Source organism: Streptomyces sp. NPDC017943 (genome assembly GCF_044328425.1).
Classification (GTDB): domain Bacteria; phylum Actinomycetota; class Actinomycetes; order Streptomycetales; family Streptomycetaceae; genus Streptomyces; species Streptomyces djakartensis_A.
The window spans coordinates 73,498-95,473 of record NZ_JBIRHH010000015.1; the positions used below are offsets into that span (position 1 = coordinate 73,498).

The following is a 21,976-nucleotide window of genomic DNA, read 5'->3' on the forward strand; positions in this document are numbered from 1 at the left end:
CGCCCTCCCCCTGCCGGCCGGGGCGGACCTGACACCCGCCCCGGCCCCCTTTGCGACGACCCCCGAAGGAGCACCCGCATGCCCGTGTCCCGCAGAGGATTCCTGACCGCGAGCGCCGGGAGCGCCGCGGCCGCCCTGGTGGCCGGCCCGACCGCGGTCCCGGCCCGCGCCACGGGCCCGAGGCGCCCGTTCGGCCGCTACGGCTCACCGGCCGCCCGCCTGACCCCGGCCACCCTGTACGTGCACCCCGGCGGTGCCGGCGACGTCACCACCGTCCGGGACGCGGTGGCCGCGGCGGACGGACCCGGGCACACCCTGGTCATCGCCCCGGGGACCTACCGGCAGACCCTCGCCGTCGACCCCGCCCGCACCGGCATGACCTGGATCGGAGCGAGCGAGGACGCCCGGGACGTCGTGATCGTGTACGACAACGCGGCAGGCACTCCCAAGCCCGGCGGCGGCACCTACGGCACCACCGGCTCGGCGACCGCCACCGTGCAGGCCGACGGGTTCACCGCACGCTGGATCACCTTCGCCAACGACTGGCTGCGCGCCGACCACCCCGGCGTCACCGGCACCCAGGCCGTCGCCCTCAAGGTGCAGGGCGACCGGTCCGCCTTCCACCACTGCCGGTTCCTCGGCCACCAGGACACCCTGTACGCCGACACCATGGCCCTCGGCACCGTCGCCCGACAATACTTCGCGCACTGCCACGTCGAGGGCGACGTCGACTTCGTCTTCGGACGGGCCACCGCCGTCTTCGCGCACTGCCGCTTCCGCACCCTGACGCGCGCCGACCTGCCCGGCGCCCCCTACGGCTTCGTGTTCGCGCCCTCCACGGCCCGCACCACCCCGCTCGGCTACCTCGTCACCCGCAGCCGGGTCGACGGCGACGCCCCGGACGGCTTCTACAAGCTGGCCCGCCCCTGGGTGCCCAGCTCCGACCCCACCGCCCGCCCCATGCTCACCGTCCGCGACACCCGGCTCGGCCCGGGCATCGACGCGGCCGCGCCCTACGCCGACATGTCGAGCGCCCACCCCTGGCAGTCGATGCTGTTCGCCGAGTACCGCAACACCGGTCCCGGAGCCGCCGTCACCGTGCCGGAGAACCGCCCCCGGCTGACCCCCGAGCAGGCACGGGCCCACACCCGGCGGACCTGGCTCGGCGACTGGCGGCCGGTCTGAACGGGTTCTCCCGGACCGGCGACGGCGCCCCCGCCGGGTGCGAACCGGCGGGGACGCCCGGCAGACCGGCCGAGGGGGGCTCGGACGGTGCTGCGCCGACCGTCCGGAGGGGGGCTCCGGAGGGTCGCGGTACCGGGGCGTCGGCTGGGGGGCCGGACGCCCCGGCGACCGGCGGACCCCAGGGGGGCCGGGGTCGGCCGGGGACTCGGTGCGGACTCGTCCGGGGAGACGGATTCCGGGCGGCGGGGGTTCAGTCCCTCAGCGCCGCTTCCATCATCGCCCTGGCGACCGGTGCCGCCAGGCCGTTGCCGCTCACCTCCGAGCGGGCCGCGTCGGACTGCTCGACGACGACCGCCACGGCGACCTCCTTGCCCGACGCGTCGGACGTGCCGTACGAGGTGAACCAGGCGTAGGGCACCTGGCTGTTGTTCTCGCCGTGCTGGGCCGTGCCCGTCTTGCCGCCGACGGTCGCACCCGGCACCCGGGCGTTCGTGCCGGTGCCCTTCTCCACCACCGTCCGCATCGCCGACCGCAGTTGCCCGGCGGTCGAGGAGGACATGATCCGCTTCGAGCTCGCGTCGTCGTAGTCCTCCAGGACGTCACCGCCGCTGTCGGTGATCTGCGCGACCATGTGCGGCGAGACCAGCTTGCCGCCGTTGGCGATGGCCGCCGACACCATGGCCATCTGGAGCGGGGTGGCGGTGACGTCGAACTGGCCGATCCCCGTCAGGGCCGTCTGCGACGGATGCATGTCCGAGGGGTACACGCTCGTGTAGGCCCGCACCGGCACGTCCAGCTCGTCGTCGTTGAAGCCGAACTTCTCGGCCATCGCCTTCACCTTGTCCTGGCCCAGCGTGACGGCCATCTTCGCGAAGACGTTGTTGCACGAGTACTGCAGTGCCGTGCGGATGGTGGCGTTCGTGCAGGGCGCGTCGGGGTTCTCGTTGGTCAGCTCGCGGCTCGTGCCCGGCAGGGTGTACGGGTCGGGGCTGTCGGTGCGCTCGTCCACCGACGCGTACAGCCCGTCCTCCAGCGCCGCGGCGGCCACCACCAGCTTGAACGTCGAGCCGGGCGGCAGCGGCTGCCGCAGGGCCCGGTTCACCAGCGGCTTGTCCGGGTCCGCCGTGAGCTTCTTCCAGGCCGTCCCCGCGGTGTTGGCGTCCGTCAGCGACGAGGGGTCGTACGAGGGGGACGACACCACCGCCAGGATCCTGCCGGTCCCCGGGTCGATGGCGACGGCCCCGCCCTTCTTGTCACCGAGCGCCTCGACCGCGGCCTTCTGCACGTCCGGGTCGATCGTCGTGATCACGTTGCCCGGGTCGGCCCGCCGGCCGGTGAGGGTGTCCATCACCGACCTCAGCCGGCTGTCCGTGCCGTTGAGCAGGTCGGTGTAGATGCCCTCCAGCTGGGTCGGCGCGTACGCCTGCGACGCGTACCCCGTCACCGCCGCGTACAGGCTGCCGTCCGGGTACGTCCGCTTGTACGCGAGGTCGCCCGTCGTCGTCGGCGCCGAGCCGGTGACCGACCGGCCGCCCACGATGATGTTGCCGAGCGGCGCCGAGTACGTCTCGATCGCGTTCCGCCGGTTGTCCTTGTCGTCTGCCAGCGCCCGGCCCTCGTAGAACTGCACCCACGTGGCCCTGATCAGCAGGGCCAGTACGAGCAGCAGGGTGAAGGCGGAGGCGCGCCTGATCGTCTTGTTCATGGCGACCGGAAAGACGAACGGCGCCGGGCGGATCGTTCCCGTCCGTCCCGTTTTCTCATCCGGCGGCCCGGTTTTCTCATCCGGCGTTCAGGAAGCCCGCCTCGTAGGCGGCGATCACCGCCTGGGTGCGGTCCCGGGCGCCCGTCTTGGCCAGGACGGCCGCCACGTGCGACTTCACGGTGGCCGGTCCCACCTCCATGCGCCGGGCGATCTCCGCGTTGGTCAGCCCGCCGGCCAGGTGCCGCAGCACCTCCTGCTCACGGGCGGTGAGCCGCGCCACCCAGGCGGGCGGCGTGCGGTGCGCGCGGGCGTGCTCGGTCGCCAGTGCGCGCACGGCCGCCGGGAAGAGCAGGCTGTCGCTGCGCGCCACCAGCCGGACCGCCTGCACGAGGGCGTCGGCGTCCGCCCGCTTCAGCAGGAACCCGGACGCACCCGCGCGCAGGGCGTCGTACACGGAGGAGTCGTTCTCGAAGGTCGTCACCACGACGATCCGGGGCGGCCCGTCCAGAGTGGCCAGGATCTGCTCCGTGGCCCGGATGCCGTCGGTCCCGGGCATCCGGACGTCCATCAGGACCACGTCCGGCCGCAGTTCCCGGACCACCGACACCGCCTCGGCGCCGGTGGCCGCCTCGCCCACCACGTCCAGGTCCGGTTCGGCGGACAGGATGGCGCGCAGCGCGGTGCGGACCATGCGCTCGTCGTCGGCGAGGACGACGCGGATCACGGCGGGCGGGTTCATACGGGTCCTCTCACGCGGGCCCGCCCGGTGCGGGCCCCTCGATCGGCAGGCGGACGTGCAGCCGCCACGTCCCGCCCGCGGGCCCGGCCGTCGCCGTCCCGCCCAGCAGCCTGGCGCGGTCCGCGACGCCGCGCAGTCCGTGGCCGCCGCCGGGGCGGGGGCGCCGCGAACCGGTCAGCGGATTCTCCACGGTGATCTCCAGCCGTCCGCCGGTGACCGCGACGCGCACGTCCACCGCGGCCCGCTCACCGCCGTGCCTGAGGGCGTTGCCCAGCCCTTCCTGCACGATCCGGTAGGCCTCGCGGGACACCAGCACGGGCAGCTTTCCCGGGTCGGCGGCGACGGTGGCCCGCACGCGCCGCCCGTCCGCCCGGGTGCGCCGCAGCAGCCCGTCCAGGTCCTCGGCGAGCGTGGGCGCCGGTGCCGTGCCCGGGGCGTCGCCCGCACGCAGCACGCCCAGGACGGCGTCGAGTTCGCCGACCGTGCGCCGGGTGGTGTCCTCGATCGCGGCGAGGGCCTCGCGGACGAACTCGGGATCGGAGTCCAGGACCCGGCGGGCCGCGCCCGCCTGCAACGTGACGGCGCTGAGCGCGTGGCCGACGGAGTCGTGCAGCTCGCGTGCCAGCCGGTTGCGCACGGCCAGGTCGGCTGCGCGCGCCTCGGCGGCGGCGAGCCGGTCCTGCGCCGAGGGTCCGAGCAACCGCGGCGCCCCGTGGGCCAGCAGGGCGCCGCACCCCGCCGCGCAGCCCGCCAGGGCCGCGAGCGACAGCACCCCGGCGACCGGGGACAGGAGCAACGCCCAGGTGTGGTCGAAGACTTCGGGCATCCCGAGCCGGTCGCCGCGCAGCGCCGAGAGGACCGGGAGCAGGATCAGCACGGCGGCGAACGGCGGCAGGGCCAGCGTCATCCCGGCGACGATCCCGCCGAGGCCGAGATGCAGCGTGAACCAGGCCGCCGTACGGCCCTTCTCACCCCGCGTCCGGGCGGGAGCGCCGGCCAGCCGGTCCGGGTCGACCCCGCACAGCCAGCGCACCGCCGCGGACTCCAGCGGCCGGGTCAGCGGGAACAGCGAGGTGACGGCGGCCAGCGGCAGACCCACGGCGAAGGAGGCGAGTTGCAGGGGGAAGGACCCGAAGACGTCCGCGGACCCGGAGACCGGGCCGACGATCGTCGTGCCGACCAGGACGTAGGGCATGGCGAGCGCACCGCCCAGGATCAGGTGGATCCAGCGCAGGCGCGTCCGCCGGCCGAACAGCGAACGGGCGGCCCGGATCACGCCGCGCGCCGTGCGGCCCCGGCCGAACGCTCCGCGAGGTGACGGGCGACGACGGCGGCGACGAGCAACCCGACGAGCATCTGCCCAGCGTAGGCGAGGCTCAGCAGCGGCGTGGGACGGTCCGCGATGTCCTGCGCACCGCCGAGGGAGGCAAGCGACAGCCAGCCGCCCCAGCAGGCCGCGGCGGCCGAACCGGTCCAGGCGAGCCCGAGCGGCACGCCCGCCGGCAGCTCCCGCCCGCGCCGGAAGACGAGCAGGAGGACACCGGTCACCGCCGCCGCCAGGAAGAGCGCGAAGACGGCCTCCAGGACGTGGTCGTCGGCGGTGCGGTCCGCCGCCCGGCGCTCGCCGAGCCCGGCCGTGGCTCCGCAGGCCCACAGGACGTGCAGGCTCAGCGGGAGCAGGGCCAGTACGGACGCCGTGACGGCGAGGAAGCGGTGCGCGGGCCCCGCGGTACCGGCGGGCAGCTCCCGGACCCGCCCGCGCCACAACCACCCCCAGCGGTCCCGCGTGTACAGGACGAACAGCCCGCCCAGCGCGAGCCCTTGGAGGATGAAACCGGTGTACACGACGGTGAACACCCACTCGTGCAGGAACGGAGCGCGCTGCGCCGGGCGTCCGCCCCCACCGCCGGCTCCCCGCACGGCCAGCTGCGCCGGGAAGCCGGTCATGACCGGGGCGAGCAGCCCGGTGGCGACCCACAGGGGGAAGGCGAGCAGCCAGGCCGGCACCCGCAGCCCCCAGGGCCTGGTCAGCACCAGGGCGAGCACGATCACCGCGCTGTCCAGCAGGACCGACAGGCCGTTGACCACGGCCATGCCGACGCGGTCGTCGAGCAGGGAGCTGCCCTCCGGGATGCCGAGGTGGCTCCCGGCGATCCAGGCGGCCTTCAGCCCGAGGTACGGCACGCAGGAGACGACGGCCACGGCCCGCAGGGCGCGTCGCGTCCGTCCGGTCCGGGCGGCGGGCCGGGACGTGGCGGCGGGCCGGGGCGGAGCGGCGGGAGCGGGCGGCTGCGTCATGGGATCAGGCTCGCGCGGCGACGGCCCGCACCGCCTCCTGCGCGGCGACGATCCGCCTCCGCCGCGCGGGGGAGAGGGGCTCAGCCCTCCAGGACCAGCACCGTCTCGTCGATCTCGGCACCCCGCGCCCGCGCGAAGCCCCGCGCCGAGGCCACGGCGCGGAACCCGCACTTGTCCAGCACGCGCAGCGACCCGGCGTTGTCCGAGGCCGCCCTCGCGTACAGGGGGCGTTCGGGGACCTCGGCCAGCAGCGCCCGCAGCGCCGCCGTGGCGATGCCCTTGCCCCAATACGCGCGGTCGATCCAGTACGTCACCTCCCGCTCGCCCGGTTCCCCGTACACGGCCGCGCTGCCGACCACGTCCCCGTCGGCCAGGACGGTGCGCAGCACGTCGCCGGAGGAGCGGATCCTCGCCCAGTGGGCGTCGAAGGCGGCCCGGTCGGCGGGGTCCGCGGGGGTGAAGGCCGCCATGTGCAGCGACTCGGGGTCGTTCGACTGCCGGAAGAAGACGGGCAGGTCGCTGTCGTGGACGGGTCGGAGCGCGATCTGCACCTTCACAGCCTCCGGGTCGCCAGGGTCAGCCGGTCCCGCGCGTCGAACAGCGCGTCCTTCACCAGTTGTTCGTGCGCCGGGGTCAGCCGGGCCACCGGCACCGAGCAGCTGATCGCGTCCCGCGCCGGCGTCCGGTACGGGATGGCCACGCCGAAGCAGCGCAGCCCCAGCGTGTTCTCCTCGCGGTCCACGGCGAAGCCCTGCTCGCGCACCTGGTGCAGCTCCTCGATGAGCTTCTCCCGGTCGGTGATGGTGTGCTCGGTCAGCGCGGGCAGCGCCTCCGGCAGCATCGTGCGGACCTGCTCGTCCGAGTACGTGCTCAGCAGCGCCTTGCCGAGGGAGGTCGAGTGCGCGGGCAGCCGCCGCCCGACCCGGGTGAAGGGGCGCAGGTAGTGCTGCGACTGGCGGGTGGCCAGGTAGACGACGTTCGTGCCGTCGAGGCGGGCGAGGTGGATCGTCTCGGTGGTGTCGTCCGAGAGCCGGTCCAGGGTCGGGCGGGCCGCGGCGACGACCTCGTCGCCGTCGATGTACGACGTGCCGACCAGCAGCGCCCGCACGCCGATGCCGTAGCGCGTGCCCGTCGCGTCCGTCTCCACCCAGCCCAGCTCGACCAGGGTGCGCAGCAGCATGTAGAGGCTGGACTTCGGATACCCGACGGCCTCCTGGACCGCCGCGAGGGAGTGCATCCCGGGCCGTCCGGCGAAGTACTCGAGCAGTTCAACCGTTCTCACCGCGGACTTGACCTGCGCCCCGCCGCCCGTCTCGCCAGCCGACATCGCCCTTGACCCCTTCGTTCCACGGGAAATAGTCTCCACAGCGTATTCATCATCAGAGACAGCGTTCAGTATATCGAACGTCCCTGGTGGATGACCCGGAACTGCGGCAATACATGTGTGGAGGGACCCGCGGTGGCAGCAGCACCAGTCTGGAGTGTCGACCCCCGAACCGGGAAGCAGCGGGAACAGGTTGCGGTGGAGGCCACAGCCCAGGAGGTGGACGCCGCCGTCCGGGCCGCGCACGAGGCGCGGGGCGCGCTGGCCGACCGCACCGTCCGCGCGGCCTTCCTGCGCACCGCGGCGGACGAACTGGAGGCGGCCAGGGACGGACTCGTCGAGACCGCCGACGCCGAGACCGCGCTCGGCCCGGTCCGGCTGACCGGTGAACTCGCCCGCACCTGCTACCAGCTGCGGGCCTTCGCCGACATCGTCGACGAGGGAGCCTTCCTCGACATCGTCGTCGACCACCCCGACGACACCGCCACCCCGCCGATCCCGGACCTGCGCCGCTACAAGGTGCCCCTGGGCGTCGTCGCCGTCTACTCGGCGTCGAACTTCCCCTTCGCCTTCTCCGTGCCCGGCGGCGACACCGCCAGCGCCCTGGCGGCCGGCTGCCCCGTCGTCGTCAAGGCCCACCCCGACCACCCGGGCCTGTCGGAGTACGTCGCCAAGGTGCTGCGCCGCGCCGCCGCCCGGCACGACGTCCCCGAGGGCGTCGTCGGCCTGGTGCACGGCTTCGACGCGGGCATCGAGCTGATCAAGCACCCCCTGGTCGCGGCCGCCGGGTTCACCGGGTCCGTGCGCGGCGGACGCGCGCTGTTCGACGCGGCGGCGGCCCGTCCGGTGCCGATCCCCTTCCACGGCGAGCTGGGTTCCCTGAACCCGGTCGTCGTCACCGAGGCCGCCGCCGCCGAGCGCGCCGAGGAGATCGGCGCGGGCCTGGCCGGCTCGATGACCCTGGGCGTCGGCCAGTTCTGCGTGAAGCCCGGCCTCGTGCTGGCGCCGTCCGGCGCCGCCGGCGACGCCCTGCTGAAGTCCCTGACCGACGCCGTCAGCGACACCGACGCCGGTGTGCTGCTCGACCACCGCATGCGCGACAACTTCGTCGCCGGTGTCGCCGAGCGGGCCCAACTGCCCGACGTCGACTCCCCGGTCACGCCCGGCGCGGGCGGGGAGCACACCGTCAGTGCCGGCTTCCTCACCGTCCCGGCGAGCAGGCTGGCCCAGGAGGGCGGCGAGCACGACCTGCTGCTGGAGGAGTGCTTCGGGCCGGTCACCGTGGTGGCCCGCTACGACGACGAGACCGAGGTCGAGGCGGTGCTGGCCCGGCTGCCGGGCAACCTCACGGCGACGGTCCAGCTGTCGCGGGAGGAGGCCGCCGGGCAGGGCCGCGGCGCCGAGATCCTGGCGGAGCTGACGCCATTGGCCGGACGCGTGCTGGTCAACGGCTGGCCGACCGGGGTCGCGGTCGCGCCGGCGCAGCACCACGGTGGCCCGTACCCGGCCACGACGTCGACGTCCACCTCGGTGGGCGGGACGGCGATCGAGCGGTGGCTGCGGCCGGTCGCCTACCAGAACGCTCCCGAGGCGCTGCTGCCGCCCGAGCTGCGGGACGACAACCCGCTGGGGCTGCCGCGGCGGGTCGACGGGCGGCTGGAGCGCTAGCGCCGTAGGGGCGCGGTGGATTGCGGGCTGCGGGTTCGTCGTGGTCGATCGCGCAGTTCCCCGCGCCCCTGAGGGGCGTAGCTGAAAGAGTTGGCCGAATGGATCTGATACTTCCCGAACTCCCGTTCGCCCTGCGCAGCTACGGGCCCGAGGCCCACTGGTCCTACGAGGACAGTGTGCTCACCGGGTGGGCCGGGGCGCGGCAGGACCGGTTCGTGCCGCCCACCGGGGAGGGCCTGGACCCCGCCTCGGACGCACCGCGGCTGCTGGGCGCGCCCGAGGGGGACTTCCAGCTGATCGCCAGGGTCACGGTCGGGTTCGGGGCCGCCTTCGACGCCGGCGTGCTGTACGTGCACGTCGCCGAGCGCGCCTGGGCCAAGCTGTGCCTGGAGTACTCCCCGGACGTCCCCACCGTCTGCACGGTCGTCACGCGGGGCCACTCCGACGACGCCAACTCCTTCACCGTGGACGGCAGTTCCGTCTGGCTGCGGATCAGCCGCACCGGCCGGGCCTTCGCCTTCCACGCCTCCCGCGACGGCGAACGCTGGACCTTCGTCCGCCTGTTCACCCTCGGCGGCGAGAAGGAGAGCGGGGCGGCCCTCGTCGGTTTCATGACCCAGTCGCCGATGGGGGAGGGCTGCGTGGTGACCTACGATCACCTCGCCTTCCGCCCCCGCTGGCCGGACGACCTGCGCGACGGCAGCTGAGCCGGGAACCGCCGCCCGCTCCTTCCACGTCCTCGGTTCCATGATCGGTGACCGAGTGAGCCCCGGCCGAGTCGTCCGCACCGTCCTGCCCGCCGAGCTGGCGGACGTCGTCGCGCTGCACGCGCGGGCCCGGGCGACGTACTACCCCGACGGGGTCCCGCAGGACGGCACCGACTGGCACGCGGCCTGGCGGTCCGCGATCACCCGGCCGGACGGTCGGGTGCTGTGCGTCGTCGAGGCGGGGCGCATGACCGGCCTCGCGTCCTTCCGGACGGCCTCGGGAGCCCCTGCGGACGAGGTCACGCTGTTCCAGTTCCACGTCGACCCCGGCCACTGGCGCCGCGGCGTCGGCACCGCCCTGCACACCGCCTGTCTGGAGGAGTGGCGCGCCGACGCCAGGCGGACGGCGGTTCTCGACGTGCACGTGGACAACCTGCGGGCGCAGGCGTTCTACCGGCGGCAGGGCTGGGTGCCCGAGCCGGCCGGACCGGGGGAGCACCACCTGCGGATGCGGCTCGCCCTGCCCGGCGCGTGAGCGGGCAGGGGAATACGCACAACTCCTTGAACGTTCAGGCACCGGCGGAGGGAGTCTCCGTACCGCACGACCTGGAGAGAGCCGACACATGCGCGTCGAGATCTGGAGCGACATCGCCTGCCCCTGGTGCTACGTGGGCAAGGCCCGCTTCGACAAGGCGCTGCGGGACTTCCCGCACCGCGACGACGTCGAGGTGGTGCACCGCTCCTTCGAACTGGACCCGGGCCGCGCCAAGGGCGACGTCCAGCCCGTGATCACGATGCTCACCGCGAAGTACGGCATGAGCCCGGCACAGGCCGAGGCCGGCGAGGACAACCTGGGCGCGCAGGCCGCCGCCGAGGGACTCGACTACCGCACCCGCGGCCGCGACCACGGCAGCACCTTCGACATGCACCGCCTGCTCCACTTCGCGAAGGACCACGGCCGCCAGGAACAGCTGCTGGACCTGCTGTACCGGGCCAACTTCGCCGAGGAGCGGTCCGTCTTCGACGACGACGAGCGCCTCGTGGACCTGGCCGTCGCCGCGGGCCTGGACGCGGACGCGGTGCGCGCGGTGCTCACCGACCCGGGCGCCTACGCCGAGGAGGTGCGCGCCGACGAGCGCGAGGCCGCGCAGCTCGGGGCGAACGGCGTCCCGTTCTTCGTGCTCGACCGCAGGTACGGCGTCTCCGGCGCCCAGCCCACCGAGGTCTTCACCCGGGCCCTGACCCAGGCGTACGGCGAACGGGCGCCGCTGACGCTCGTCACCGACGCGGGCGCGGGCGTGGAGGGCGGGAGCGCGGAGGGCGCGGGCGCGGATGCCTGCGGTCCCGACGGGTGTGCGGTGCCGCAGCGGTGAAAGCCCAGCTCGGAGCCCATGCATAAGCGTTTCTTGGGAATATCACGCACTTTTCGGCAATGGACGGGGAGACCAGGGGAACGCACAGTGGTCCCATGGAGACCTTCGAGAACCTCGTCCGTGCCGAGTTCACCCCGAAGCACACCTTCCTCAACACCGCGAGCAACGGCCTGCTGCCCGCCCGCGCCGTCAGCGCGATGCAGCAGGCCGTGCGGATGCGCGCCGAGGGCACGCCCCTGGGTCCCCTGTACGAGCACGTGGAGGCCGCCCGCGCGTCCTTCGCCCGGCTGGCCGGCGTGCCGGCGACCCGCGTCGCGACGGGCGCCTCGGTCGCCGAGTACGGCGGGCTGATCGCCGCGTCGCTGCCCTCCGGAGCCGAAGTCCTCACCGCCGAGGGCGACTTCTCGTCCCTGGTGAACCCCTTCCACGTCCGCGGCGACCTCAAGGTCCGGGCCGTGCCCCTGGAGCGGCTCGCCGAAGCGGTCCGGCCCGGCACCGCGCTGGTCGCCGTGAGTGCCGCCCAGTCCGCGGACGGGCGGCTCGCGGACCTGCCCGCCGTGCGCGAGGCGGCCCGGGCGCACGGGGCCCGCACCTACGTCGACGCCTCCCAGTCCGCGGGCTGGCTGCCCCTGGACGGCGACGCCGACGACTTCGTGGCCGCCGTCGGCTTCAAGTGGCTCCTCGGACCGCACGGCGCCGCCTTCTTCGTCGTCCCCACCGGCTTCGGCGGGCTCACCCCGCTGCTCGCGGGCTGGGTCGCCGGCGAGGTCCCCTGGGAGAGCTGCTACGGCCCGGTCGAGGAACCGGCCCGCTCCGCGCGTCGCTTCGACATCAGCCCGTCCCTGTTCAGCTACGCCGGGCTGCGCGCGTCACTGGAACTGATCGAGGAGATCGGCGTCGACGCCGTGCACGCCCACGACACCGCCCTCGCGGACCGCTTCCGCGCGGGACTGGCCGAGCTGGGTCACCGGCCCGTCGACGCGCCGGGCTCCGCCATCGTGTCCGTGCCCGGGCTCGGCCACCGGCAGGGCGAACTGAGCCGTGCGGGCATCGAGGTCTCCGACCGGGCGGGCAACCTGCGGGCCGCGTTCCACCTGTACAACACGGCGGCGGACGTCGACCGGCTGCTGGACGCCCTCAGGGCGTGAGGGCACACGAAAAACCGGGTGGGGCCTCCCGTCCCACACGAGGAGGTCCCACCCGGCAGCCGAGTCACGCGGCTCCGTCACCGCCGGCGGTGATCACCGCACCGGCGTGAAGTCCCGCGCTCCAATGAACTCCGGTCGGCGGACCGGGGCGGCGAACGGTTCCTCCGCCGTGTTCTCCACGCTGTTGAACACGATGAAGACGTTGCTGCGCGGGAACGGCGTGATGTTGTCGCCGGAGCCGTGCATGCAGTTGCAGTCGAACCACGTCGCCGAACCGGCCTTGCCCGTGAAGAGCTTGATGCCGTGCTCGGCGGCGAACCGGGTCAGCGCCTCGTCGGACGGTGTCCCCGCGTCCTGCATCTGCAGCGACTTCTTGTAGTTGTCCTTCGGCGTCTCCCCCGCGCATCCGAGGAACGTCTTGTGCGACCCCGGCATGATCATGAGCCCGCCGTTGGTGTCGTGGTTCTCGGTCAGCGCGATCGAGACCGACACCGTGCGCATCCGCGGCAGCCCGTCCTCGGCGTGCCACGTCTCGAAGTCCGAGTGCCAGTAGAAGCCACTCGCCCCGAAGCCCGGCTTGACGTTGATCCGCGACTGGTGGACATAGACGTCCGAACCGAGGATCTGCCGCGCCCGGCCGACGACCCGCTCGTCGCGGACCAGCCGCGCGAACACCTCGCTGATCTTGTGGACCTCGAAGACCGAACGGATCTCCTGTGACTTCGGCTCGACGATCGACCGCTCGTCGGCACGGATGCCCGGGTCGGCGACCAGCCGGTTCAGCTCGTCGCGGTAGACGGAGACCTCGTCCTCGCCGATGAGCTCGTCGATGGCGAGGAAGCCGTCACGCTCGAACGACAGCAGGTCGGCCGGCGCGACCGGGCCCGGGGCGTCGGGTGCGCCCCAGACGACCGGGTCCTGCCGGGGCGTGAGCACCTCGGAGGCACCGCGCGTCGGGTAGAGGTCGGGCGTACCGGTGGTGGGGGTCGTGTCGGTGGTGGCGGTCATGGAACGTCACACCTCCTCGGTGAGCAGCGGGTAGACGCCGTTCTCGTCGTGGTCCTCCCGTCCGGTCACGGGCGGGTTGAACACGCAGAGGCAGCGGAAGTCCTCCTTGACCTTCAGCGTGTGCCTCTCATGGCCGTCCAGGAGGTACATCGTGCCGGGCGTGATCGTGTGCTTCTGCCCGGTCTCGTGGTCGGTCAGCTCGGCCTCGCCCTCCACGCAGACGACGGCCTCGATGTGGTTCGCGTACCACATCGACGTCTCCGTACCCGCGTAGAGGATCGTCTCGTGCAGGGAGAAGCCGACCTTCTCCTTGGCGAGGACGATGCGCTTGCTCTCCCACGTGCCGGACGCCGCCTTCACGTGCCGGTCGGTGCCTTCGATCTCCTTGAACGAACGGACAATCACGGTGCTGCGATGCCTCCTAGGTGGGGTGGTGCTGTGGTGCTGTGGTGCCGGGGGGTCAGGCGGTCTCGCGGACGGCGCGGGCCAGGACGGACAGGCCCTCGTCCAGCTCCTCCGGGGTGATCGTCAGCGCCGGGAGCAGCTTGACGACCTCGCTCTCCTGACCGGACGTCTCGATGAGCAGTCCGAGCTCGAAGGCGCGCTTGGCGACCTTGCCGGCGCGGTCCTTGGCGTGGAACTCCATGCCCCACACCAGGCCGCGGCCCCGGTACTCCTTCACGTCGGCCAGGTTCTCCTCGGTGATGGAGATCAGGGCCTGCTCGACCTGCTCGCCGCGCGTGCGGGTCTGCTTCTCCATCGCCGAACCGTCGGCCCAGTACGCCTCCAGGGCCGCGGTGGCCGTGACGAAGGCGGGGTTGTTGCCGCGGAACGTGCCGTTGTGCTCGCCGGGCTCCCAGACGTCGAGCTCCGGCTTGAACAGGCACAGCGACATCGGCAGGCCGTAGCCGCTGATGGACTTGGAGACGGTGACGATGTCCGGCGTGATGCCCGCCTCCTCGAAGGAGAAGAACGCACCGGTGCGGCCGCAGCCCATCTGGATGTCGTCGACGATGAGCAGCATGTCCTGCCGCTCGCACAGGTCGGCCAGCGCGCGCAGCCACTCGGGCCGGGCCACGTTGATGCCGCCCTCGCCCTGCACGGTCTCGACGATCACGGCGGCCGGCTTGTTCAGGCCGGACCCCTGGTCCTCCAGGAGCCGCTCGAACCACAGGAAGTCCGGGACCTGGCCGTCGAAGTAGTTGTCGAACGGCATCGGGGTGCCGTGCACCAGCGGGATGCCGGCGCCGGCCCGCTTGAAGGCGTTGCCGGTCACGGCCAGCGAGCCGAGCGACATGCCGTGGAAGGCGTTGGTGAACGACACGATCGCCTCGCGGCCCTTCACCTTGCGCGCCAGCTTCAGCGCGGACTCCACGGCGTTGGTGCCGGTCGGGCCCGGGAACATGACCTTGTACGGCAGGTCGCGCGGGCGCAGCAGAAGGTTCTGGAAGGTCTCCAGGAAGCGGCGCTTGGCGGTGGTCGACATGTCGAGCCCGTGCGTGACGCCGTCCCGCTCCAGGTAGTCGATCAGCGCCCGTTTGAGGACGGGGTTGTTGTGCCCGTAGTTCAGCGACCCCGCTCCGGCGAAGAAATCGAGGTACTCGTGGCCGTCCTCGTCGTACATGCGGCTGCCCACCGCACGGTCGAAGACGGTGGGCCAGCCGCGGCAGTAGCTGCGTACCTCGGACTCCAGGGTCCCGAAGACGCTCAGGTCGGGCTGGGTGATGGTCACGACGAATCGCTCCTCGGTGCGTGGGGGAAGTCTGGGTGGGAGGTGGGAGGTGGGGCAGGAAGTCAGGAGGACAGCGGGCCGATGCGGTAGAGGACCTCGGCGTCGTGCGGCCCGTCGGGGAACAGGCCCGCGTCGAACAGCACCTCGCGCTCCAGCCCGGCGCCGTGGCGCTCGGCGAACGACGTGAACAGGCGCTCGGAAGCGGTGTTGCCCGGGGTGATGGTGGTCTCCACCGTCGTCACCCCCTGCTCGGTGGCGGTCCGCGCGACCAGTCCGTCGAGCAGCGCGGCCGCCAGCCCGCGTCCGCGGTGGGTCTCGTCCACCGCCACCTGCCAGACCAGCAGGGTGCGCGGGCTGTCCGGCCGCACGTACCCGGTGATGAAACCGATCGGCTCGCCGTGGGCGTCACGGGCCACGGTCGACGTGGCTGCGAAGTCGCGGCACCACAGCAGATAGCTGTAGGACGAGTTCACATCGAGAACCTTCGAGTCCTTGGCCATCCGCCACAGTGCGGCTCCGTCGGCCACCGTCGGTCGGTCGATGTGCAGGTCTGCTTGTACGGCGGTCATGCAAATCGAACTTACCCAGCCGAATTCAAAAATGCATCGGGGGAGGGGCTTACATATGGGCCGGACTCGTGTTATCACGCGGGCGCGTAGATCAACGCGAGGTCGCGGAACATTGTCCTGGTTCGCACGGAAAATTCCGGGCAAATTGGTCGCGTTGTGTAACGCGTCACAACCATGTGACCCTCACGCGAGGCGCCGTAATTGCCTCGCGAAAGGTCCTCGAAATCTACGCGTTTAGGACCGGGAAAAGCGGGCAGAAGAACGTGGTCGGCTGTTCCCGGAAGAATTCCTCATCGTGTGCGCCAGCTTACACGGATGCGATATCACGCAGGCATTCGGAATTCATGTACCGGTCACTCCGTCGATGCGTTCGCGCAGGAGATCCGCGTGCCCGTTGTGCCGCGCGTACTCCTCGATCAGATGGATGAGGATCCAGCGCAGGCTGACCTCCATCCCGGGCACCGGCCCCTCGGCCACCCGGCCCACGTGGTCCAGCGGCAGCCCTGCCGACAGCTCCCGCCCCCGGGCGATCTCCCGCTGCCAGATCCCGAGCGCCTCGTCCAGCCCCCGGGCCGGATCCAGCGCGTAGCCCGTGCCGTCCTCGAACACGGGGGGTACGTCCTGACCGCAGGCCACGCGCTGGAACCAGTTCCGCTCGACCTCGGCCAGGTGCTGCACCAGCCCGAGCAGGGTCAGGGAGGAGGGCTCCACCGCGGCCGTGCGCACCTGCGCGTCGTCCAGCCCGGCGCACTTCAGCTCCAGGGTGGCCCGGTGGAAGTCGAGCCAGCTCTCGAGCATGGCCCGCTCGTCACCGGTGGTACGCGGGACGGGCCGGCCGTCGGGGAGGGTGAGGGGGGAGTCGGTGGTCATGCCGGGGAGGATGGCACGGGCCACTGACAGCGGCCCCCGCCCTGGTGCACGGGCCACTGACAGCGGCCCCCGCCCTGGTGCACGGGCCACTGACAGCGGCCCCCCCCCGGGTGGGACGCACCACTGACAGCGACAGCGGCCCCGCCCCTGGTGGGACGGGGCCGCCGCCGGTGGGCGGTCAGTGGGTGGCTAACGCCACGCCTGCTCCGCCGCGCGGAGTGCGCCCTCCACGTCGACCGTCAGCCCGGACTCCGCCATCGCCCCGCCCAGTGCCGCCAGGCTCGCCCGCACGGCTCCGGGCGTCGCGTCCGCGCCGTAGTGGTTGACCCGGATCATCTCCTTGGCCAGCGCACCCCCGCCCGCGGCCAGCGGCAGCGCCGGGTCGGCCGCCAGGGCCCGCGCCACCAGCTCCGAGGCCACCACGCCGGCCGGGGCCCGCAGGGTCGTCGCGACCGGTGCCGCGTCCCGGGCCTCGTGCACGTACGGCTCCAGGCCGCCCCCGAGCGCCGACGCCCCGGCCCGGGTCGCCGCCGCGGCCGAGGCGTGCCGGGCCATCACCCTGTCCAGCCCCGCGGCCTCGATCCGCTCCACACACGCCTCCAGCGCCAGCATCTCCAGCTGCGCGGGGGCGTGCAGCAGCGCCTTGCGCCCACCGTCGATCCACCGCTCCTTCCAGTCGAGGAGCGACAGGTAGGACCGGCGCGGGGCCCGCGGATTGGCCGCCATCCGGGCCCAGGCGCGCTCGCTCACCGACACGGCGGACACACCGGCCGGCCCGCCCATCGCCTTCTGCGCGCCGATCACGCACAGATCCACGCCCCAGGCGTCCGGCAGCACCGGCTCGGCGCCGATGGAGGCCACCGCGTCCAGGTAGAACAGCGCCCCGTGCGCGCGGACCACCTCGCCGATCTCCGCGACCGGATTGGTGTTGCCGGTGGCGGCCTCCGCGTGCACCAGGGAGACGAAGTCGATCTCCGGGTGCTCGGCGAGGGCCTGCCGGATCTGCTCGGCCGTGACCGCCGTGTGGAACGGAACCGCCAGGTCGATCACCGTCGCACCGCAGTCGCGCAGCCAGTCGCCGAAGGTCTGCCCGTACGGTCCCGTGATCACGTTCAGCGCGGTGGTGCCCGGACCGGCCGTGGCGCGGATGGCGCCCTCCAGCGGCAGCAGCGCCTCGCCCTGCATGATCACGACATCCTGCTCGGTGCTCAGCAGCCGGGCCACACGGTCCTCGATCGCGGCGAAACGGTCCGCGCCGAGCGGGGCCAGGTCCAGAAACGGATGCGTCACGGCAATGCTCTCTTCACTCACAGGTTCGACGGCAACGAGGGTAACCGGCGGCCCCCTTCCCCTCGCGCGGCGAGGCCCGGTCCCGGCCCCCTTCGAGGCGGTCGGACCGGCTCACTAAGGTGCGGTGCATGAGCGAACGCGCGGTGCTGCACGTGAGGGGACGGGTGCTCGTCGGGCCCGAGGACGTCCGGGACGAACTGTGGGTGGTCGACGGCCGTGTCACCTACGACCGGCCGTCCGGAGCCGGGGACGTGCGCACCGTCAGGGGCTGGGCGCTGCCCGGCCTGGTGGACGCGCACTGCCACGTCGGGCTGGACCGGCACGGCCCGGTGCCCGCGGACGTCGCCGAGAAGCAGGCGCTCACCGACCGGGACGCCGGCACGCTGCTGATCCGCGACGCCGGCTCGCCCTCCGACACCCGCTGGATCGACGACCGCGAGGACCTGCCGAAGATCATCCGCGCCGGGCGGCACATCGCCCGCACCCGGCGCTACATCCGCAACTACGCTTGGGAGATCGAGCCGGAGGACCTCGTCGCGTACGTGGCCCAGGAGGCCCGGCGCGGCGACGGCTGGGTGAAGCTGGTCGGCGACTGGATCGACCGCGACCTGGGTGACCTGTCCGCCTGCTGGCCCCGCGGGGCCGTCGAGGCGGCCATCGCCGAGGCCCACCGGCTGGGCGCCCGCGTCACCGCCCACTGCTTCGCGGAGGACTCCCTGCGGGACCTCGTCGAGGCCGGCATCGACTGCATCGAACACGCCACGGGCCTGACCGACGACCTCGTCCCGCTGTTCGCCGAGCGGGGTGTGGCCATCGTGCCGACCCTGGTGAACATCGCGACGTTCCCGCAGCTCGCCGACGGCGGCGAGGGCAAGTTCCCGCGCTGGTCGGCCCACATGCGACGGTTGCACGAACGCCGCTACGACACCGTGCGGGGCGCCTACGACGCCGGCATCCCGGTCTTCGTCGGCACCGACGCCGGGGGAGCGCTGGCCCACGGTCTCGCGGCGGCCGAGGTCGCCGAACTGGTCACCGCGGGCATCCCGCCCGTGGAGGCCCTGGCGGCGGGCACCTGGACGGCCCGTTCCTGGCTCGGGCGCCCCGGCCTGGAGGAGGGGGCCCCGGCCGACCTCGTGGTCTACGACGAGGACCCGCGGGCCGACGTGCGCGTCCTGGCCGCACCGCGCCGGGTGGTGCTGAACGGGCGCGTGGTGGGCTGAGGTCCCCCGGCCACCCGGGTGACGTCGGGGAACGCCTGTGCCGCCAGATTCGAAAGGCCGCGCGGTCTCGCCACGTTGGAGTGAAGCGGCGGCGGATCGCTGACGCCGCCCGCGCGCCGGGGCGATTCTGTGCGGGTCCCGAGCCTGTCTTTCCAGGAGTCCCCACGTGAACAGCCCTTGCTTCCGCATGCCCGCACGCCGACTGGCGACCGTCGCGACGGCCACGACCCTCGCCGCCGGAGCCATGGCGCTGACCGGCGTGAGCCCGGCGCACGCCACCGGCGACCACGGCCGCGCGAGCGCCGCCGTCCTGCGCACGGGCCTGGACGTCTCCCTGCTGAACAAGTCGGTGAACGTCCCGCTCGCCGTGTCCCTCAACGAGGTGCGGGCCCCGCAGAGCGCGGAGAAGAGCACGCTGACGGCCGAGCTCGACGCGGTGGACGGCGGCAGGCCGTTCAGCGTGCTGCGGGCCGAGGCGGCCCGGGCGACCGCCACCACGAGCGCCACGAAGGCCGAGGCGTCCGCCACCCTGGCCCACGCCCGGCTGCACGTCCCCGGGCTTCCGCTGCTGTCGGTCATCGAGATCGAGCAGGTCACGTCCAGGGCCACCTGCGAGGTCGGGAGGAAGCCGGTGGCCACGACCGACCTGCCCGGCTCGGTGACCGTGCTCGGCAAGCGCGTGCGCCTCACCGCCGGCGGCCCCACCGACATCGAGGTGCCCGGGGTCGGCGAGGTCCGGCTCGATCTGTCCCACGACCGCACGACAGCCCGCTCGGCGGCCGCCACGGCCCTCGAACTCAAGGTCTCCGTCAACCCGTTGAAGCTGAACGTCGCCGAGGTCGACGGCACCCTCACCCTGGCCGAGGCGAGCTGTGAGACACCCCGGCCCGCGGCGGCGGAGCAGCCTCCGTCCGCGTCCGCCGCCCCACCGGCCGCCGTGGAACCGCAGGGCGCCCCGAAGGAGGAGAACCTGGCCGAGACGGGCGGCAGTTCGACCACGCCGTACGTGGCGGCGAGCGCCCTCGCCCTCCTGGCCGCGGGCGGAGCCGCCGTGGCCCTCTCCCGCCGCCGGGGGTGATCGGGCCGGCCCCCCGGCGGGAGCCGGTCACGGCCGGTCGGCCGGAGGTGGGTCCGTACGCGTGCCGAGCAGGCTCGTCTCCACGAAGGCGGAGGGGGCGTCGGTGTCGCCCGTGGCCTCGGCGACGAGGCGAACCATGCGGGTGCGCAGATCCGCCGCGGGTTCGGCCAACGCGCAGGTGCGCAGGACGAGTTCCGGCATCACCGCGTCGAACTCCGCCCCGAAGTCCGGGTACCGGTCCGGATCCCGCTCCGCCTCGGCCCGGACGATGCACCACCCGCCGCCCTCGGACGCGCCCACCGGGCCGAACGCGGTCCGGTGGATCTCGTGTCCCGTCCAGCTCCTCAGCAGCCGGCCGGCGTCCCCCTCGGGCACCACGTGCCACATGCCACGTGCCCTCCATGGCGCGGCTGACATGCCCGAGGCGGATCGCGTCCCGTTCGCCGTCGCTCCACACGCATGCGGGCAGGACGGTCAGGGATGCGGGTCGCGCCAGGGAATTCCCCCTGCGTGCCGCCTGGTTGCCCCGGTCCCTGCCGAGCGGGGCGGCCGGACGCCTCCGGTGTCAGTCCTCCAGCACGCTGCGCAGGGCCGTCAGGAACCCGTCCGTCGTCCTGCGGTCGCGGACCGCCAGCCGGAGCCACCGGTCGTCCAGGCCGGGGAACGTGTCGCCGCGGCGGACGGCGTACCCGAGGTCGCGCAGGCGGCCGCGTACGGCGGCCGCCCCGGGGAGGCGGATCAGCACGAAGGGGGCCTCGGCCGGTCCGGCGACGCGCAGTCCCGCGGGGGCGAGGCCGGCGAGGCCCGCCACGAGGTGGGCGCGGTCCGCGGCGATGCGGTGCGCGGCGTGGGCCGCCTCCGCCAGCGCCCGGGGCCCCACGCACGCCTCGGCGGCCGCCAGCGCGGGTGTGGACACCGGCCACAGCGGCTGCGCCCGCTCCAGCTCCTCGACGGTCTCCGGCGCCGCCAGCACGTAGCCGACCCGCAGCCCGGCCAGGCCCCACGTCTTGGTCAGGCTGCGCAGCACCACCAGGCCGGGCACGTCGACGCGCCCGGCCAGCGCCTCGCGTTCGCCCGGGACCGCGTCCATGAACGCCTCGTCCACCACCAGCACCCGGCCGGGCCGGGCGAGGGCGGTGATCGTGTCCGCGGGGTGCAGCACCGAGGTCGGGTTCGTCGGGTTGCCGATCACGACCAGGTCCGCGTCCTCGGGGACGGCGGCCGGGTCGAGCCGGAAGCCGTCCTCCTCGCGCAGCAGCACCCGGCCGACGGTGTGCCCGGCGTCCCGCAGCGCCGCCTCCGGTTCCGTGAACTGGGGGTGCACCACCACCGGCCGCCGCACCTTCAGCGCCCGGGCCAGCAGCACGAACGCCTCCGCCGCGCCCGCCGTCAGCAGCACCCGCTCCACCGGCACGCCGTGCCGCCGCGCCACCGCCGCCCGCGCGGCCCGCCCGTCCGGGTAGGCGGCCAGGCCGGCCAGCGAGGCGGCGAGGTGCTCCAGCAGCCATGCGGGCGGTGTGTCCGCGCGGACGTTGACCGCGAGGTCGACCAGCGCGCCGTCGTCGTCCCGCACCTCGGCGTCCCCGTGGTGGCGCAGGTCGTGCCCGCTCTCAGTAGCATCCGTGTGCCCATGCTCAGTACGCATCCGTGTGCCCGTGCCCTCGCTCGTGGTGGCCATCGGTGTTCCGGCCGGTGTCCGCGCCGCCGAGCCGTGCCACGGCGCAGGTCGCCCGCGCGGACCGGCGTTTGGGGACGAGGAGCGTGCCGCCGCGCAGCAGAGCGGCGGCCTCCGCGACGGAGGGCGTGCCCACGGCGGTGCGTGCCGCGTCCGACGGGTGGGGCACGCCGACCCGGGCCAGTTCCCCGGCCCCGTACGCCACCAGCGGTACCCCGAGCCGCCGCGCCGCCCCCACGACCCCGGGCTCCCCGGCCTTCGCCTCGACCGTGGCGAGCTCCGCGACACACGTGAGGGGCAGCCCGGCCTCGTGCAGGGCCGCCTCGACCAGCGCGAGCACCTCCGCGGCCGGTACCCCCTTCGAGGCGCCGACCCCGACGACCACGC

The 21,976-nt window shown here is 73.6% G+C and carries 22 protein-coding genes and 1 pseudogene; 8 read left to right on the top strand and 15 right to left on the bottom strand.

Features of this window, described 5'->3' with window-relative positions; genetic code table 11:
- Positions 1-78 precede the first annotated feature (78 nt).
- Complete coding sequence (locus ACH4C6_RS33160; protein ID WP_398112378.1) at positions 79-1,185, top strand: pectinesterase family protein; 1,107 nt, start codon at positions 79-81, stop codon at positions 1,183-1,185.
- A 250-nt stretch (positions 1,186-1,435) separates the two neighbouring features.
- Here ACH4C6_RS33160 and ACH4C6_RS33165 read toward each other — a convergent pair whose 3' ends face one another.
- The 6 genes from ACH4C6_RS33165 to ACH4C6_RS33190 all read right to left on the bottom strand — a co-directional run bounded on the left by ACH4C6_RS33165 (position 1,436) and on the right by ACH4C6_RS33190 (position 7,254).
- Positions 1,436-2,890 (bottom strand): peptidoglycan D,D-transpeptidase FtsI family protein, encoded by a 1,455-nt coding sequence (locus ACH4C6_RS33165; protein WP_398112379.1) that lies wholly within the window; start codon positions 2,888-2,890, stop codon positions 1,436-1,438.
- Between the two features lie 76 nt (positions 2,891-2,966).
- The gene (locus ACH4C6_RS33170) at positions 2,967-3,629 is read right to left on the bottom strand and encodes a response regulator (protein WP_398112380.1); all 663 of its coding nucleotides are present in this window, start codon (positions 3,627-3,629) and stop codon (positions 2,967-2,969) included.
- A 10-nt stretch (positions 3,630-3,639) separates the two neighbouring features.
- On the bottom strand, positions 3,640-4,902 hold the full coding sequence (locus ACH4C6_RS33175; protein WP_398112410.1) for a sensor histidine kinase: 1,263 nt from the start codon (positions 4,900-4,902) through the stop codon (positions 3,640-3,642).
- A complete protein-coding gene (locus ACH4C6_RS33180; RefSeq protein WP_398112381.1) occupies positions 4,902-5,927 on the bottom strand; it encodes a hypothetical protein in 1,026 nt (341 codons plus the stop codon). Before ACH4C6_RS33180 ends, ACH4C6_RS33175 begins: the two co-directional genes overlap by 1 nt.
- A gap of 80 nt (positions 5,928-6,007) precedes the next feature.
- A complete protein-coding gene (locus ACH4C6_RS33185; RefSeq protein ID WP_398112382.1) occupies positions 6,008-6,478 on the bottom strand; it encodes a GNAT family N-acetyltransferase in 471 nt (156 codons plus the stop codon).
- Positions 6,479-6,480: 2 nt separating this feature from the next.
- A complete protein-coding gene (locus ACH4C6_RS33190) occupies positions 6,481-7,254 on the bottom strand; it encodes an IclR family transcriptional regulator (protein ID WP_398112383.1) in 774 nt (257 codons plus the stop codon).
- A 132-nt stretch (positions 7,255-7,386) separates the two neighbouring features.
- Here ACH4C6_RS33190 and ACH4C6_RS33195 point away from each other — a divergent pair, with 132 nt between their 5' ends.
- From ACH4C6_RS33195 to ACH4C6_RS33215, 5 genes are all read left to right on the top strand, one after another.
- Positions 7,387-8,919, top strand: a complete 1,533-nt coding sequence (locus ACH4C6_RS33195) for an aldehyde dehydrogenase (NADP(+)) (protein ID WP_398112384.1) — start codon at positions 7,387-7,389, stop codon at positions 8,917-8,919.
- Between the two features lie 98 nt (positions 8,920-9,017).
- Positions 9,018-9,626 carry a DUF1349 domain-containing protein gene (locus ACH4C6_RS33200; protein ID WP_398112386.1) on the top strand — a complete coding sequence of 203 codons (609 nt, stop codon included), beginning with the start codon at positions 9,018-9,020 and terminating at the stop codon, positions 9,624-9,626.
- A 40-nt stretch (positions 9,627-9,666) separates the two neighbouring features.
- Positions 9,667-10,161, top strand: coding sequence for a GNAT family N-acetyltransferase (locus ACH4C6_RS33205; RefSeq protein WP_398112387.1), 495 nt, complete (start codon positions 9,667-9,669; stop codon positions 10,159-10,161).
- An 88-nt stretch (positions 10,162-10,249) separates the two neighbouring features.
- The gene (locus tag ACH4C6_RS33210; protein ID WP_398112388.1) at positions 10,250-10,999 is read left to right on the top strand and encodes a DsbA family oxidoreductase; all 750 of its coding nucleotides are present in this window, start codon (positions 10,250-10,252) and stop codon (positions 10,997-10,999) included.
- Between the two features lie 95 nt (positions 11,000-11,094).
- On the top strand, positions 11,095-12,147 hold the full coding sequence (locus ACH4C6_RS33215) for an aminotransferase class V-fold PLP-dependent enzyme (RefSeq protein WP_398112389.1): 1,053 nt from the start codon (positions 11,095-11,097) through the stop codon (positions 12,145-12,147).
- 93 nt (positions 12,148-12,240) lie between these two features.
- On the opposite strand, the gene thpD is transcribed toward ACH4C6_RS33215, so the two are convergent.
- The 6 genes from thpD to ACH4C6_RS33245 all read right to left on the bottom strand — a co-directional run bounded on the left by thpD (position 12,241) and on the right by ACH4C6_RS33245 (position 17,616).
- Positions 12,241-13,155, bottom strand: coding sequence for an ectoine hydroxylase (thpD, locus tag ACH4C6_RS33220; protein ID WP_398112390.1), 915 nt, complete (start codon positions 13,153-13,155; stop codon positions 12,241-12,243).
- 6 nt (positions 13,156-13,161) lie between these two features.
- Positions 13,162-13,560: an ectoine synthase gene (locus ACH4C6_RS33225; RefSeq protein ID WP_369197715.1), complete on the bottom strand. Its 399-nt coding sequence runs from the start codon at positions 13,558-13,560 to the stop codon at positions 13,162-13,164.
- 55 nt (positions 13,561-13,615) lie between these two features.
- Positions 13,616-14,887 carry a diaminobutyrate--2-oxoglutarate transaminase gene (ectB, locus tag ACH4C6_RS33230; protein ID WP_398112391.1) on the bottom strand — a complete coding sequence of 424 codons (1,272 nt, stop codon included), beginning with the start codon at positions 14,885-14,887 and terminating at the stop codon, positions 13,616-13,618.
- A 62-nt stretch (positions 14,888-14,949) separates the two neighbouring features.
- Positions 14,950-15,456 carry a diaminobutyrate acetyltransferase gene (gene ectA / locus ACH4C6_RS33235; protein WP_398112392.1) on the bottom strand — a complete coding sequence of 169 codons (507 nt, stop codon included), beginning with the start codon at positions 15,454-15,456 and terminating at the stop codon, positions 14,950-14,952.
- Positions 15,457-15,798: 342 nt separating this feature from the next.
- Positions 15,799-16,326: a DinB family protein gene (locus tag ACH4C6_RS33240; RefSeq protein ID WP_398112393.1), complete on the bottom strand. Its 528-nt coding sequence runs from the start codon at positions 16,324-16,326 to the stop codon at positions 15,799-15,801.
- 189 nt (positions 16,327-16,515) lie between these two features.
- On the bottom strand, positions 16,516-17,616 hold the full coding sequence (locus tag ACH4C6_RS33245; protein ID WP_398112394.1) for a pyridoxal-phosphate-dependent aminotransferase family protein: 1,101 nt from the start codon (positions 17,614-17,616) through the stop codon (positions 16,516-16,518).
- A 128-nt stretch (positions 17,617-17,744) separates the two neighbouring features.
- Between ACH4C6_RS33245 and ACH4C6_RS33250 the strand changes: the two genes are divergently transcribed.
- A complete protein-coding gene (locus tag ACH4C6_RS33250; RefSeq protein ID WP_398112395.1) occupies positions 17,745-18,836 on the top strand; it encodes an amidohydrolase family protein in 1,092 nt (363 codons plus the stop codon).
- A 166-nt stretch (positions 18,837-19,002) separates the two neighbouring features.
- Positions 19,003-19,914 (top strand): SCO1860 family LAETG-anchored protein, encoded by a 912-nt coding sequence (locus ACH4C6_RS33255; RefSeq protein WP_398112396.1) that lies wholly within the window; start codon positions 19,003-19,005, stop codon positions 19,912-19,914.
- A gap of 27 nt (positions 19,915-19,941) precedes the next feature.
- Here ACH4C6_RS33255 and ACH4C6_RS33260 read toward each other — a convergent pair whose 3' ends face one another.
- The 3 genes and pseudogenes from ACH4C6_RS33260 to ACH4C6_RS33270 form a co-directional block, all read right to left on the bottom strand.
- Positions 19,942-20,301: a hypothetical protein gene (locus tag ACH4C6_RS33260; protein ID WP_398112397.1), complete on the bottom strand. Its 360-nt coding sequence runs from the start codon at positions 20,299-20,301 to the stop codon at positions 19,942-19,944.
- Positions 20,302-20,479: 178 nt separating this feature from the next.
- Positions 20,480-21,559 (bottom strand): Rv2231c family pyridoxal phosphate-dependent protein CobC, encoded by a 1,080-nt coding sequence (cobC, locus tag ACH4C6_RS33265; RefSeq protein ID WP_398112398.1) that lies wholly within the window; start codon positions 21,557-21,559, stop codon positions 20,480-20,482.
- 55 nt (positions 21,560-21,614) lie between these two features.
- Positions 21,615-21,974 (bottom strand): annotated as a pseudogene (locus ACH4C6_RS33270) (cobalamin biosynthesis protein); the annotation flags it as partial.
- Between the last annotated feature and the right edge of the window lie 2 nt (positions 21,975-21,976).

Bases quoted from the DNA above. Each gene is read 5' to 3' on its own strand.
- ACH4C6_RS33165 (WP_398112379.1), bottom strand. From the start codon at position 2,890: ATGAACAAGACGATCAGGCGCGCCTCCGCCTTCACCCTGCTGCTCGTA.
- ACH4C6_RS33200 (WP_398112386.1), top strand. From the start codon at position 9,018: ATGGATCTGATACTTCCCGAACTCCCGTTCGCCCTGCGCAGCTACGGG.
- ACH4C6_RS33210 (WP_398112388.1), top strand. From the start codon at position 10,250: ATGCGCGTCGAGATCTGGAGCGACATCGCCTGCCCCTGGTGCTACGTG.
- thpD (WP_398112390.1), bottom strand. From the start codon at position 13,155: ATGACCGCCACCACCGACACGACCCCCACCACCGGTACGCCCGACCTC.
- ectA (WP_398112392.1), bottom strand. From the start codon at position 15,456: ATGACCGCCGTACAAGCAGACCTGCACATCGACCGACCGACGGTGGCC.
- ACH4C6_RS33180 (WP_398112381.1), bottom strand. From the start codon at position 5,927: ATGACGCAGCCGCCCGCTCCCGCCGCTCCGCCCCGGCCCGCCGCCACG.
- ACH4C6_RS33260 (WP_398112397.1), bottom strand. From the start codon at position 20,301: ATGTGGCACGTGGTGCCCGAGGGGGACGCCGGCCGGCTGCTGAGGAGC.
- ACH4C6_RS33170 (WP_398112380.1), bottom strand. From the start codon at position 3,629: ATGAACCCGCCCGCCGTGATCCGCGTCGTCCTCGCCGACGACGAGCGC.
- ACH4C6_RS33215 (WP_398112389.1), top strand. From the start codon at position 11,095: ATGGAGACCTTCGAGAACCTCGTCCGTGCCGAGTTCACCCCGAAGCAC.
- ACH4C6_RS33160 (WP_398112378.1), top strand. From the start codon at position 79: ATGCCCGTGTCCCGCAGAGGATTCCTGACCGCGAGCGCCGGGAGCGCC.
- ACH4C6_RS33190 (WP_398112383.1), bottom strand. From the start codon at position 7,254: ATGTCGGCTGGCGAGACGGGCGGCGGGGCGCAGGTCAAGTCCGCGGTG.
- ACH4C6_RS33250 (WP_398112395.1), top strand. From the start codon at position 17,745: ATGAGCGAACGCGCGGTGCTGCACGTGAGGGGACGGGTGCTCGTCGGG.
- ACH4C6_RS33205 (WP_398112387.1), top strand. From the start codon at position 9,667: ATGATCGGTGACCGAGTGAGCCCCGGCCGAGTCGTCCGCACCGTCCTG.
- ACH4C6_RS33240 (WP_398112393.1), bottom strand. From the start codon at position 16,326: ATGACCACCGACTCCCCCCTCACCCTCCCCGACGGCCGGCCCGTCCCG.
- cobC (WP_398112398.1), bottom strand. From the start codon at position 21,559: ATGCGTACTGAGCATGGGCACACGGATGCTACTGAGAGCGGGCACGAC.